Source organism: Nocardia concava NBRC 100430 (assembly GCF_000308815.1).
Classification (GTDB): domain Bacteria; phylum Actinomycetota; class Actinomycetes; order Mycobacteriales; family Mycobacteriaceae; genus Nocardia; species Nocardia concava.
Genome location: NZ_BAFX01000005.1, coordinates 61527 through 73967, shown reverse-complemented (window position 1 = coordinate 73967; position 12441 = coordinate 61527). Strand labels below are relative to the sequence as shown.

12 protein-coding genes are annotated in these 12441 nt (G+C 67.6%); 6 read left to right on the top strand and 6 right to left on the bottom strand.

The genetic code is table 11. The features are described from left to right. Positions 1–38: 38 nt before the first annotated feature. From ON43_RS01525 to ON43_RS01510, 4 genes are read left to right on the top strand one after another with little or no spacing between them, the layout of a single operon-like run. On the top strand, positions 39–1193 hold the full coding sequence (locus ON43_RS01525; protein ID WP_040802639.1) for an MFS transporter: 1155 nt from the start codon (positions 39–41) through the stop codon (positions 1191–1193). A gap of 19 nt (positions 1194–1212) precedes the next feature. Then, entirely contained in the window at positions 1213–1992 is a 780-nt protein-coding gene (locus ON43_RS01520; protein WP_040802638.1) for a (Fe-S)-binding protein, read from the top strand. Next, positions 1989–3425, top strand: coding sequence for a LutB/LldF family L-lactate oxidation iron-sulfur protein (locus ON43_RS01515; RefSeq protein WP_040802636.1), 1437 nt, complete (start codon positions 1989–1991; stop codon positions 3423–3425). The genes ON43_RS01520 and ON43_RS01515 overlap by 4 nt, the downstream gene beginning before the upstream one ends. Beyond that, a complete protein-coding gene (locus ON43_RS01510; protein WP_040802635.1) occupies positions 3422–4075 on the top strand; it encodes a LutC/YkgG family protein in 654 nt (217 codons plus the stop codon). Before ON43_RS01515 ends, ON43_RS01510 begins: the two co-directional genes overlap by 4 nt. Before the next feature lie 418 nt (positions 4076–4493). Here ON43_RS01510 and ON43_RS01505 read toward each other — a convergent pair whose 3' ends face one another. Both ON43_RS01505 and ON43_RS01500 read right to left on the bottom strand, forming a co-directional pair. Continuing rightward, positions 4494–5078, bottom strand: a complete 585-nt coding sequence (locus tag ON43_RS01505) for a TetR/AcrR family transcriptional regulator (protein ID WP_040802634.1) — start codon at positions 5076–5078, stop codon at positions 4494–4496. A gap of 120 nt (positions 5079–5198) precedes the next feature. Then, positions 5199–6731, bottom strand: coding sequence for an MFS transporter (locus tag ON43_RS01500; protein WP_051177752.1), 1533 nt, complete (start codon positions 6729–6731; stop codon positions 5199–5201). Positions 6732–6887: 156 nt separating this feature from the next. On the opposite strand from ON43_RS01500, the gene ON43_RS01495 reads away from it, so the two are divergent. Then, on the top strand, positions 6888–7652 hold the full coding sequence (locus ON43_RS01495) for a TetR/AcrR family transcriptional regulator (protein ID WP_040802633.1): 765 nt from the start codon (positions 6888–6890) through the stop codon (positions 7650–7652). Here ON43_RS01495 and ON43_RS01490 read toward each other — a convergent pair. Together ON43_RS01490 and ON43_RS01485 are read right to left on the bottom strand one after the other, a co-directional pair. Next, entirely contained in the window at positions 7582–8751 is a 1170-nt protein-coding gene (locus ON43_RS01490; protein WP_040802632.1) for a low temperature requirement protein A, read from the bottom strand. The two genes, ON43_RS01495 and ON43_RS01490, sit on opposite strands and share 71 nt — an antisense overlap. Before the next feature lie 21 nt (positions 8752–8772). Next, complete coding sequence (locus ON43_RS01485) at positions 8773–9513, bottom strand: SDR family oxidoreductase (RefSeq protein WP_040802631.1); 741 nt, start codon at positions 9511–9513, stop codon at positions 8773–8775. Between the two features lie 97 nt (positions 9514–9610). Between ON43_RS01485 and ON43_RS01480 the strand changes: the two genes are divergently transcribed. Beyond that, on the top strand, positions 9611–10189 hold the full coding sequence (locus ON43_RS01480) for a TetR/AcrR family transcriptional regulator (protein WP_040802630.1): 579 nt from the start codon (positions 9611–9613) through the stop codon (positions 10187–10189). On the opposite strand, the gene ON43_RS01475 is transcribed toward ON43_RS01480, so the two are convergent. Next, on the bottom strand, positions 10161–10808 hold the full coding sequence (locus ON43_RS01475) for a MerR family transcriptional regulator (protein WP_040802628.1): 648 nt from the start codon (positions 10806–10808) through the stop codon (positions 10161–10163). The genes ON43_RS01480 and ON43_RS01475 overlap by 29 nt on opposite strands. Positions 10809–10925: 117 nt before the next feature. Then, positions 10926–12386, bottom strand: a complete 1461-nt coding sequence (locus ON43_RS01470; protein ID WP_040802626.1) for a catalase — start codon at positions 12384–12386, stop codon at positions 10926–10928. Between the last annotated feature and the right edge of the window lie 55 nt (positions 12387–12441).

Genomic DNA, 12441 nt, shown 5'->3' with positions numbered 1-12441 from the left:
TTAGTCCGTTCTACCTGCATATCTGCTAGACAAAGGGGATGAACGCGAGAAATCTGACACTCGCAACACTGGCCTTCGCCCTCACCTTCTGGGCGTGGAATCTCATTGGTCCGCTATCCAGCAGCTACACCAAGGATCTGGGGCTGTCGCCCGGCCAGCAATCCCTGTTGGTCGCCACTCCGGTCCTGGTCGGGTCGCTGGGCCGGATTCCGGTCGGTGTGCTCACCGACAAGCTCGGCGGGCGGCTCATGTTCACCATCATCGCGTTCGTCTCGATCATCCCGACCCTGCTGGTGGGGTGGTCGAATTCCTTTGTGGCACTGATCATCTGGGGATTCTTCCTGGGCATCCCCGGCACCTCGTTCGCCGTCGGCGTCCCGTTCGTGAACTCCTGGTTCGAACCGGCCCGGCGCGGCTTCGCCACCGGCATGTTCGGCCTGGGCATGGGCGGTACCGCGCTCTCGGCACTGCTCACCCCGCGCTTGGTCGACCACCTCGGCCGCGCGCAGACCCACGTGCTGATGGCCGTCGCGCTGGCGATCCTGGGCGCGGTCATGTGGCTGTTCGCCCGCAACGCCCCGCAATGGACACCGGCCACCGAACCCGCCCTGCCGCGCATCAAGGAGGCGTTGAAGCTCAAGGCCACCTGGGAAGGCTCGATCCTCTACGCGCTGGCGTTCGGCGGCTTCGTCGCGTTTTCCACCTATCTGCCGACCGTGCTCAAGAACGTCTACGAGTTCTCCCAGTCCGATGCCGGACTGCGCACCGCCGGTTTCTCCATCGCGGGCGTGCTGGCCCGGCCGCTGGGCGGCACGCTGTCGGACAAGATCGGGCCGATCAAGGTGCTGGTCCTCTCGTTCGCGGGCGCGGCCGTCATGGCCGTCGTGCTGGCGTTCAAACCCGCGCCCGAATTCCCGGCCGGGGCCAGCCTGGTGCTCATGGCCTTCTTCCTGGGTCTGGGCACCGGCGGCGTGTTCGCTCTCATCGCCAAGCTGGTGGAACCGGCGCGGGTCGGCACGGTCACCGGCCTGGTCGGCGCGGCCGGTGGACTCGGCGGCTACTTCCCGCCGCTCGTGATGGGCGTGGTCTACAGCGCCACCGACGAATACACCGTCGGCTACATCCTGCTCGCCCTCACCGCGGTCGCGGTGCTGCTCTACACCCTGAAAATCGGTCGCGAGCTTCGCAATTGACCTCTCCGGAAGGAGAAGTATGCGCACCGCCCTCTTCGTCACCTGCATCAATGACGTGCTGTACCCCGGAACCGGGCAGGCCGCGGTGAAACTGCTGCGGCGCCTGGGCGTCGAGGTGGAATTCCCGATGGCGCAGAGCTGCTGCGGGCAGATGCACTGCAATACCGGGTACCGCGCCGACACCGCCAAGCTGGCAAGGCATTTCGTGAAGGTACTCGGCGACTACGACCGGATCATCATGCCGTCGGCATCGTGCGGGCAGGCGCCGCGCGAGTTCTACATGAAGGCCGCGGAGGCGACCGGGGATTCGAAGCTCGCCCTGGACACCCAGCGGATCCTGCCCAAGATCCGCGAGATCACCGAGTTCATCACCGACGATCTCGGAATCCATGACACCGGTGCGTATTTCCCGCATCGGGTCACCTATCACCCGACCTGCCATTCGCTGCGGATCCTGCACATCGGGGATCGGCCGCTGATGCTGCTGCGGGCGGTGCGGGGAATCGATCTGGTGGAACTGCCGAATGCCACGGAGTGCTGCGGATTCGGCGGGACCTTCTCGGTGAAGAACGGCGCGGTGTCGGGCGCGATGAACGGGGACAAGGCCCGGCACGTGCGCGAGTCCGGCGCGGATGTGCTTACCGCCGTGGACAATTCGTGCCTGATGAATATCGGCGGGCGGCTCGCCAAGGACAAGACCGCGGTGCGGAGCATGCACCTGATCGAGATCCTGGCGCGGACGCAGGCCGACGGGCTGATGCCCAGCATACCGGTGATCGCGGCGGGAGTCGCGTCATGAGCAGGAGTTTCGTCGGGTGGCCGCCGTTTCCGAAGGCCGCCGAGAAGTCGACCAAGGATCCCCAGCTGCGCGCCAATGTGCACCGGGCGACCCACACGATTCGGCAGAAGCGCGACGCTCTGGTCGAGGAACGGCCCGACTGGCAGCAGCTGCGCGACAGCGCCGCGGCCATCAAAGACACTGTGCTGCACCATCTCGACTCGTATCTGATCCAGCTGGAGTCCACGGTCGAGGCCGCGGGCGGCGTGGTGCACTGGGCGCGCGACGCCGCCGAGGCCTGCCTGATCGTCACCGAACTGGTGCGGCGCACCGGGGAACAGCAGATCGTCAAGGCCAAATCCATGCTCACCGAGGAGATCGGGCTCGACGACGCCCTGCGCGCCGCCGGCATCGACGCCCGCGAAACCGATCTCGCCGAGATCATCCTGCAGCTCGGCGACGATCTGCCCTCGCACATCGTGGTGCCCTCGATGCACTTGAACCGCGGGCAGATTCGCGACATCTTCACGCGCGAGATGGGCAAGCACGGGCGGCCCGCCCCCGCCGGGCTCACCGACGACCCCAACGAGCTGGCCGATGCCGCGCGGCTGCACCTGCGCGAGAAGTTCCTGGCCGCCAAGGTCGGGATCACCGGCGGGAACTTCCTGGTCGCCGAGACCGGGACCGTGGTCATGGTGGAATCCGAGGGCAACGGACGCATGTGCCTGACGCTGCCGGAGACGCTCATCTCGGTGGTGGGCATCGAGAAGGTGGTGCCGACCTGGCGCGACCTGGAGGTGTTCCTGCAACTGCTGGCGCGCAGTTCGACCGGGGAACGGATGTCGCCGTACGTGTCGAGCTGGACGGGGGTCACCGATCAGGACGGGCCGCGCGAATTCCATCTGGTGCTGGTCGACAACGGCCGGACGCGGGCATTGGGCGATCAGCTCGGGCGACAAGCGTTGCGCTGCATTCGATGTGGCGCGTGCATGAACATCTGCCCGGTGTACGAGCGCACCGGCGGGCAGACCTACGGATCGGTGTATCCGGGCCCGATCGGCGCGATTCTGAACCCGCTGCTCAAGGGGGCCGACGATCCGCAGACCGCGTCGCTGCCGTACGCGTCGTCGCTGTGCGGGGCATGCAACGAGGTGTGCCCGGTGCGGATCGACATCGTCGGGAATCTGCTGGAGCTGCGGCACGACGTGGCCGAGGGACCGGCCAAGGTGAAGCATCGAGGGGAACGGGTGGCGCTGGATGCGGTGGAGAGCGTCATGTACCACCCGCACGCCTGGGCGGCGGCGGTGAAGGCCGCGGGGATGGCGGGGGTGGTCGCGCCGAAAAAGCATCTGCTGCCGCCGCTTTCGGGGTGGACGGAGAGTCGGTTCGTTCCTGCGGTGCCCAAGGAATCGTTCCGGAGCTGGTGGGCGCGGACCGATGGAGGGACCCGATGAGCGCACGGGAAACTGTGCTGACGCGCATTCGTGAGGCGCTTTCGGACCTGCCCGCCGAGCAGCGGACCACGACGGTGCCGCGCGAATATCTGCGGCAGGCACCGGGAATCGACGCGCGGGATCCGGCGGCGGTTACCTCGCTGTTCGTCGAGCGGTTGAAACACTATGGGGCGCAGTCGCATCGGATTCACGGAGAGGATCTGCCGGGGACCATCGCGGCGGCTTTGCGTGATCATGGTGCGCACAGCGTGGTCGCTCCCGCCGGTCTGCCGTCGGCCTGGCTGGCCGACTGGGCCGCCGAGTCCGGAAATCGCGTGGTTTCCGACGATCCACAGTTATCCCCAACCGAGCTCGATGCTGTGGATGCCGTGGTGACCAATTGCGCTGCCGCCATTGCCGATTCGGGGACGGTGGTACTCGACGGCGGTCCCGGCCAGGGCCGCCGCGCGCCGACGCTGGTGCCCGACTGCCACGTCTGCGTGGTGCGGGCCGAGCAGATCGCCTCGTCGCTGCCGGAGGTGATCGGCGTGCTGGATCCGCACCGGCCGCTCACCTGGTTCAGCGGGCCGTCGGCGACGGTGGATATCGAGATGATCCGGGTGCAGGGCGTGCACGGGCCGCGGCAATTGGTGGTGGTCGTCGTCGAGTGAGACAGGCCCGCTCAGTTGCTCTTGAAAATGCCGCGCTGCCTGGACTTTTCATGATTACAAGATCTTGTTAAGGCCGAGCCAAGCGCGGCTGGGCATCGTTTGTGTCAACGCCGGAACAGTCCGGCGGACCCAACGAGCCACCATCCGGGGGTGGGGACGCTGGGGCCGACCCGTCTACGAGGGGTGGCGGGTCGGCCACAGCAAACCAACCAGAAGGTACTCACATTGGGATCCGGCCTGCCGCGAAGGGGGTGGCAGGCCGGTCCCAAGCTAACGATCAGCGATCTTGTTCGTCCGATTTGTGGCCTCCGCCGCCCACCGCACGGCATCATGGAAGGCAAGAGCGCCAAGAAGATTGGGATCGACGATGGAAACAGTGGTCGTCTTCGTACTGGCCTGCCTGATCTATTGGTGGGGCCTACTCTGACGTGGGAGTTTGCGCGACCGCGTAGAGGGCGTCGGCGATCCGGCGGCTGAAGTGGTCGGCATCCTCCGTACCGTGAGTGAGGGCGCGCATCAGGGTCGCGCCGCGCAGGAATTCGAAGATCGCCTCGACATCGCAATCGAGGGCCGCCCGGCCGGACTCGGCCGCGGCCGTGAGCAGCTCGCGCAGCGCCGCGATGGTGGGCCGTTCACCGCCGTCGAGCAGGCGGCGGTAGCACTCCCGATCGTCGTGATATTCCGAGAGCAGGCCGGGAATGGCCGAACGGGCCGCGGGATGCGCGGCCGCATCGAGGAACAGGCGCGTCCAGGCCAGCAGGTCGGCATGCAGATCGCCCGTGGGCACCGGATGGTTCCCGGTGTCGAGGATGAAGACGGCCTCCTCGACCAGGGCGCGCCTGCCTGGCCAGCGGCGGTAGATCGAGGTGGTGACCACGCCCGCGCGCCGGGCCACGGCGGCGATGGTGGTGGCCTGATAGCCGTCGCGGACCAGGAGTTCCTGGGCCGCCCTGAGCACCTGGGCGTCGAGTTGCGGGTCGCGGGTGGTCCCTGCTGCGGTCACGGGTCCCTCTCATCGGATCGCAGTGAATTCTGAAACAGGTTAAGGGCGGACAGCCGAAATCCGCCCCGGCAAAGGCGCCGGAGCGGATTTCGTATTCGGTTGTGCTGATATTCGGTTGCGCTACTGAGCCTCGACCAGTTCGGCCTCGGCGCCCGGCATCTCCGGAGCCGCCGCCTTCGCGCCCTTCATGAGGAAGAAGGCGATGACGGTGGCGACCAGGACCGCCGCACCGCTGGCCAGGAAGGTGGTCGACATGGCGTGGCTGAAGGCCTCGCGGGCCGCGGTCACCAGGGCCTCGTTGCCGCTCGCGACGGCTCCCGCGATGGAGTCGCGGGCCGCGGCCGGAGCGTCGGAAGGCATTCCGTCGGTGTAGGTTCCGGCCAGCACCGCACCCAGGACGGCCACACCCAGCGCGCCACCGGTCTGCTGGATGGTGTCGTTCAGCGCCGAGCCGACACCGGCCTGCTCCGGCGGGATGGCGCCCATCAGCGCGCCGATCGCGGCGGGCATGGCCAGACCGGCACCGGCGCCCACCAGCGCCATGGCCAGGGCCGCGGCCCAGAACCCGGAGTCGGTATCCAGGGCGGCCAGGGCACCCGAACCGCCGGCCAGCACCAGCATGCCGGCCAGGGTGATCGGACGGACGCCGAACTTCTGCACCAGCCCGGCGCCGACACCCTGGGCAGCCAGCGCCGCGAACGCCAGCGGGGTGAAGGCCAGCGCGGTCTTCATGGCCGAGTAGCCGAGCACGAACTGCAGGTACTGGGTGAGCAGCAGGAGCAGACCGGCATTGGCGAAGGTCACCAGCACCAGCGAGAAGCTGGATCCGGTGAAGACCCGGTTGCGGAACAGGGGCAGCGGAACCATCGGGTGCTCGGCCTTCAGCTCACGAACCATGAAGGCCGCCAGGAAGACCGCGGCGAGGATCAGCGAAATCCAGGTTCCGGCAAGGCCCTTGGTCGGGAATTCGATAATGCTCCACACCAGCGACACGGTGCCCACGATGGACAGCGCCATTCCCGGAAGATCGGTCGGGCGGGCGGGGCCCTTGGACTCCGGCATGAGGGCCAGCGCGGCCAGGATGGCAAGACCCGCGATCGGGACGTTCAGCAGGAAAACCGAACCCCACCACAGGTGTTCGAGCATCACACCGCCCAGCACCGGGCCGCCGACCAGGCCGAGCATGGCGACGCTGCTCCACGCCGCGATCGCCTTGGGCCGCTCGTCCTCGTCGAACACGGTGATCAGGATGGACAGTGTGCTCGGCATGATGAGCGCGCCGCCGATGCCCATGATCACGCGGCCCGTGATCAGCATCCCCGCGCTGGTGGCGTACGCGGCCAGCAGTGACGCCGCGCCGAAGAGCACCAGGCCCAACAACATCACCAGCCTGCGGCCGAAGCGGTCGGAGAGACTGCCGGTGGTGAGCAGCAGGCCCGCGAAAACGAGGATGTAGCAGTCGATCACCCACTGCAGCGCCTGCGGGCCGGCGTGCAGGTCGATCGCGATCTCCGGCAGGGCGACGGTGAGGACCATGTTGTCGATCACCAGCACCAGCGAGGCCAGGCACAGCACGACCAGGATCAGCCAGCGCTTCGGATTGCGCTGGGACACGGGCGATGTCAGCGCCTCGGTCACATCTTTGGCAGTCATTTCGGTTCCCCTTCGAGAAGCTGTTCCGCACACTGTGCGGTGTTGTCGAACACTGTACGGTCTCCGTACACTGTTCGCAAGAGGGAACGGTGTACGGCGAATCGAACGGCGTTCTAGCTGGGGTTATGCTGTTCCACAGACGAAGGAGGAAGAGCCATGGCGGCCAAGACGCAGGAGTTCTCGTCGGTATGGACCCGCCCGGAACGACAGCGGCGGGAACAACCCGCGCTGAGCCGGGAACAGATCGTGGCCGAGGCGCTCGCTCTGCTCGACACCGAGGGCTACGACGCGCTCAGCATGCGCAAACTCGGCACCCGGCTCAATGCCGGCGCCACCTCGCTCTACACCCACGTCACCAACAAGGACGAGATCCTCGAGCTGGTGATCGACGAGGCGTTCGGCGAGGTCCACGTCCCCGACACCATCGAGCCGGCGAACTGGCGTGGCGATCTGCTCGCGCTGGGCCGCAACGTGCGCAACACCGTCCTGCGGCACCCGTGGATCAACTCCGCCATGACCGGAGCCGGTCTGGCCTATCTGGGCCCCAATCTGATGCGCATGTCGAATGCCATGCTCGCCATTCTCGAGGCGGCAGGCTTCGACGACCACGCCGCCGACCGGGCCTCGAATGCGTTCTGGGCCTTTGTGCTGGGTTCGACCGGCACCGAAACGGCCATGCTTACGACCATCGCCCACAGCGGCATGGGCGAGCAGGAATGGTTCGACAAGTACATGGCCGTGGCCGAGCAGGCGTCACGGGCCTACCCGCACATCGCCAAACGCTATGACGTCTACCGGAATCTCGACGCGACCCAGGCGCGGACGGACTTCTTCGACGACGAACTCAGCCTCATTCTCGACGGACTGGAGTTTCGACGCGCCGCCGCTGAGCGGGAGTCTCCACGATCACCGAACCGATGACCAGCACCGCCAGCGCGGTCAGCAGTCCGGCCACCGGGATGCGCGTGGCGATCGGCAGCAGGGTGGCCACCAGCGCGGCGGTGACCAGCCGGATCACCACGACGCGCTCGCGAATTCCGGTGAAGGCGGCCCGGACCAGCGATACCGAGACCAGATAGACGATTACGCCACCGACGACGCAATCCGCGGCGGTGGCGTTGAGATGTGAGCCGCCTCCGGTCACCGCCATACCCATCGACGCGCCCGTCAAAGCCAGCGCGAGCAACATCGGCAGATGTCCGAAGGTGTAGACGTGCAACAGCTTTCCGGGGCGTGCGAGCTCCCGGTGCCCGCCCTGGCGCATACCGCTGCCATTGAAGTACGACCACCACAGGCCCACGGTGAGCGCGAAGGCGGCGGCCGCGGTCACGGCCGCCCAGCCCGCCGTGCGCGCGGCCGCCAGGCCATTGGTGAAGCCGAGCACCGATTCGCCGAGGATCACGATCGTGAAGAGCCCGAAGCGTTCTCGCAGATGCTCGGTCTCCTGGGTGACGCCGTCCAGGCGGCGGCCGACCACCAGCGGTAACGCCAGTTCCAGGAGCATGGCGATCACCCAGCAGCCGTAGCGGATCGGACCCGATTCGAAGCCCAGGCCGCCGAGCCAGAAGACCATCCCGGCAATGGAACCCACCGAGAATGCGCGGAACACGCTGCGCAAGGCCGGATTCCGGCGGGAATCCCAGCCGTAGAGGGCCGCCACACCGGCTCTCGCCACCAGATAGCCGAGCACGAATCCGGCGTCGAGGCTGCGGCCGTGCCCGACCCCGCCCGCGAAGACCGCCATGCCGACAATGCCGGTCAGCCCGAAAGCGGTCAGCAGCCGGTGCGAGGTCGTGTCCCGATCGACCCGATTGGCATGCACCGCATAGAGCACCCACGCCCACCACAGCGGCACGAACAATCCGGCCGCCGCGGCCACCGATCCGGCATCGGGGTGCGCGCCCACCCGATGCGTGATCTGCCCGACGGCCGCGGTGAACACCAGGTCACCGAACAGCTCGAACCAGGTGGCGCGGCGCGGTGTGGTGGATTCCGGTGCGGGGGCGGGGCTTTCGAGCATGCCCACCAAACTACTTGCTGGTCAGCGACCGGTCGCCAGGCTGGTGCCGCCATTGGCGTCGAGCACCACGCCGGTGATGAAGCCGTTGGTGGCCAGCATGTGGATGGCCCGGGCGATGTCCTCCGGGCGGCCGACCCGGCCGACCGGGGTGGTGGCGACCAGGCCGTCGAACAGGGCCAGGCGCTGCGCCTCGGGAACCCGCTCCCACCACGGGGTGTCGATGACGCCCGGGGAGACGGCATTGATGCGCAGCGGGGCGAGTTCGACCGCCAGCGGCGGGACCATGGCGTCGAGGGCGCCGTTGATGGCGGCCAGGCCCGCGGTGCCTGGGAAGGCGGAGCGGGACGAGCCCGCGGTCACCAGGGTTACCGAACCGCTCGGATCCAGGTGCGGCAGTGCGGCTTTCAGGATGCGGACCTGCGGCCAGAACTTGCCGTCGAAACCGGCGGCCAGCTGATCCAGGTCGAGGTCGGCGAAGGGGCCGCTGCCGGCCGAGCCGCTGACCGAGACGACCAGGTGGTCGATGGTCCCGGCCTGGGCGAAGAACGCGTCGATATCGGCCTGGCTGGTGGCGTCCAGCGCGTAACCGGTGGTCTTGCCGCCGATGCGGGCGATGGCCGCGTCGATCTTGTCGCGGTTGCGGCCGGTGATGACGACCTCGGCGCCGTCGGCCGCGAAGGCGGTGGCGGTGGCCTCGCCGATGCCGGAGCTGCCACCCATGACTACGACGCGCGGTGTTGTGGTCGGCGATGTTGTGGTCATTGCTGAAACCCTCTCTGTCGCTGTCCGTTTATTCTTACGGAACTGACAGTCTCGACAACGCCGTAGACGAGACTTTTAGTCTCGACAAAGGAGTGATGTGCATCACGAGCGACCCCACACCGGGCGGCGGCGCAACGAGGCCAGCCGCCAAGCCATCCTGGACGCCTCGCTACGACTGCTCGGCGGATCCGCGGGCGCGCCGGTCACCATCGACGCCATCGCCAAGGAAGCCGGGGTCGGGAAGCAGACGGTGTATCGCTGGTGGCCGTCCAAGGGAGCGGTGCTGCTGGACGCGCTGACCGAGCGATCGGCACTACAGGTCCCGACGCCGGACAGCGGCTCGGTTCGGGCCGATCTGCTCGCCGTTGTCGAGTCGACTTTCCGTGGCGCGCAGAGCGATTCGACGGCGCCCGCGCTGCGGACCCTGGTACGCGAGGCCGCGCACGATCCGCATCTGGCCGAATTGCTGCGGACCTTCACCGCGCAGCGACGGGAAGCGGTGCGGGCCGTGCTCGCGCGCGGACAGCAGCGCGGCGAACTGCGCGCGGACGCCGACCTCGAGTTGCTGGTCGACCAGTTCTACGGGGTGTTCTGGTATCGCTTCATACTGGGCCACGCACCGCTGGACGATCGCGTCGCCGAGCGCCTCACGGATTCGATCCTGGCTGGAAGTTGAAGAATTCGGCGGAGCGCTCGGTCTGGGCGAGATGCCGCAGCGCGCTGATCAGCTCGTCTCCGAGCACGTTTCCGACGACGACGGTCTCGGCCATGCCGTCGATATCGGCGCCCTGGGCGGCCACCGCGGCCAGATCCAATTCGGCGACCGGTTCCAGGGCGCGGGCGTAGTCGTCGAGGCGGTCCACGATGTCGTCGTGGCCCAATTGCCGTAGCGCGCCGACCACTTCGGCGGCGGCCAGCACCGCAGGATTGTCCCGTCCGACGCGCCAGCCCAGGCGGTCCACCATCGCCCGCACCTCCGCGAGCCCGGCGGTTCGCGACTCCTCGTCACAGAAGGCGATGCTGCGGGTGGCGGTCTTCTGTGCCACGCCGAGGATCTTGTGGGTGCCGAGGTTCGGATCGTCCAGGGCCGCAATGACATCGCGGGCCGCGGCGATGGAGAGGCCGCCGACCTCGACGAGCGCGCGGATCAGGCGGAGGCGGCGGAGGTGGGTTTCGCCGTACTGGGCCTGGTTGTGGCCGGTCGCTTCGCCCTTGGGCAGCAGGCCTTCCCGCAGGTAGTACTTGATCGTCGGGGTGGTGACACCACTGGCCTTGCTCAGCTCCCCGATTCGCATCGGACCTCCTTGTCGGCGCGGACCACTCATCATAGATAGCTGCGCTATCGGCTTTGGACACGGCGAAGGCCCGCACCGCTGACGCGGTGCGGGCCTTCGACTTATCGCTCTTGGTTCCTACTTGCCCAGCTGCTCGCGGACGCCCACCTCGATGCGCTTGCCGAGATCGGCGTCGACGCTCTTCCAGTAGTCGAACACGCGGCTCAGGATCGGCTCGCGGACGCCACCGAGGATGTGGCCGACCACATTGCCCACCAGGCGATCCCGCTGCGCGTCGTCCATGACCTCGCGAACCAGGGTGCCGGCCTGCGCGAAGTCGTTGTCCTCGCGGTGGGTGACGTAACCGGCCCGGACCATGGTCGGGTCGAAGGCCCACGCACCGTCGTCGATGGCGCGCTCGGCATCGGCGTGCGGGCCGCCGAAGGAGTTGGGCGCGTACACGGGGACGCTGGAGGCGTTGTGCGAGAACCGCATCGCGCCGTCCTGCGAGTAGGAGTTCACCTGCGCGGCCTTGGGCCGGTTCGGCGGCAGCTGCGCGTAGTTGGCGCCGATCCGGTAGCGGTGCGCGTCGGCGTAGGCGAACACGCGGCCCAGCAGCATCTTGTCGGGCGAGAAGGCAACGCCGGGAACGGTGTTCGAGGGCTCGAAGGCGGCCTGCTCGATGTCCACGAAGTAGTTCGCGGGGTTGCGGTTCAGGGTCCAGCGGCCGACCTCGATGAGCGGGTAGTCCTGCTGCGACCAGACCTTGGTCAGGTCGAACGGGTTGAAGCGGTAGTTCTCCGCCTCGGCGACCGGCATGATCTGGACCTTCAGGGTCCAGGACGGGTGGTCGCCGCGCTCGATGGCCTCGTACAGATCGCGACGGTGGAAGTCGGCGTCCTTACCGGCGATCTCGTCGGCCTCGGCCTGGGTCAGGCACTTGATGCCCTGATCGGTCTTGAAGTGGTACTTCACCCAGAAGCGCTCGCCCGCCGCGTTGATCCACTGGTAGGTGTGCGAACCGAAGCCGTCCATGTGGCGCAGGGTGGCCGGGATGCCGCGGTCGCCCATCAGCCAGGTGACCTGGTGGGCGGTCTCCGGACGCAGGGTCCAGAAGTCCCACTGCATGTTGGCGTCGCGCAGACCGCTGCCCGGCAGGCGCTTCTGCGAGTGGATGAAGTCGGGGAACTTGATCGGGTCCTTGATGAAGAACACCGGGGTGTTGTTGCCGACGATGTCGAGGTTGCCCTCGGTGGTGTAGAACTTCACCGCGAAACCGCGCGGGTCGCGCCAGGTGTCGGGGCTGCCCTGCTCACCGGCGACGGTGGAGAAACGCACCAGCGACTCGGTGCGCGTGCCCGGCTGGAACACCGCGGCCTTGGTGTAGCGGCTCACATCACCGGTAACCACCAGTTCGCCAAAAGCGCCCGCGCCCTTGGCGTGCACCACACGCTCCGGCACCCGCTCCCGGTTGAACTGAGCCAGCTTCTCGATCAGGTAGTGGTCGTGGAGCAGGATCGGGCCCTGGGTACCCGCGGTGAGCGACTCGTTGTCGCTGGGCACGGGGGCGCCGGAATTGGTGGTGGTCGCCTTGGTCATGGATCCGAGCCTGCCCAGTTTTCTGGAACTAGTCAAGAAAACTGGGCAGGGCCCT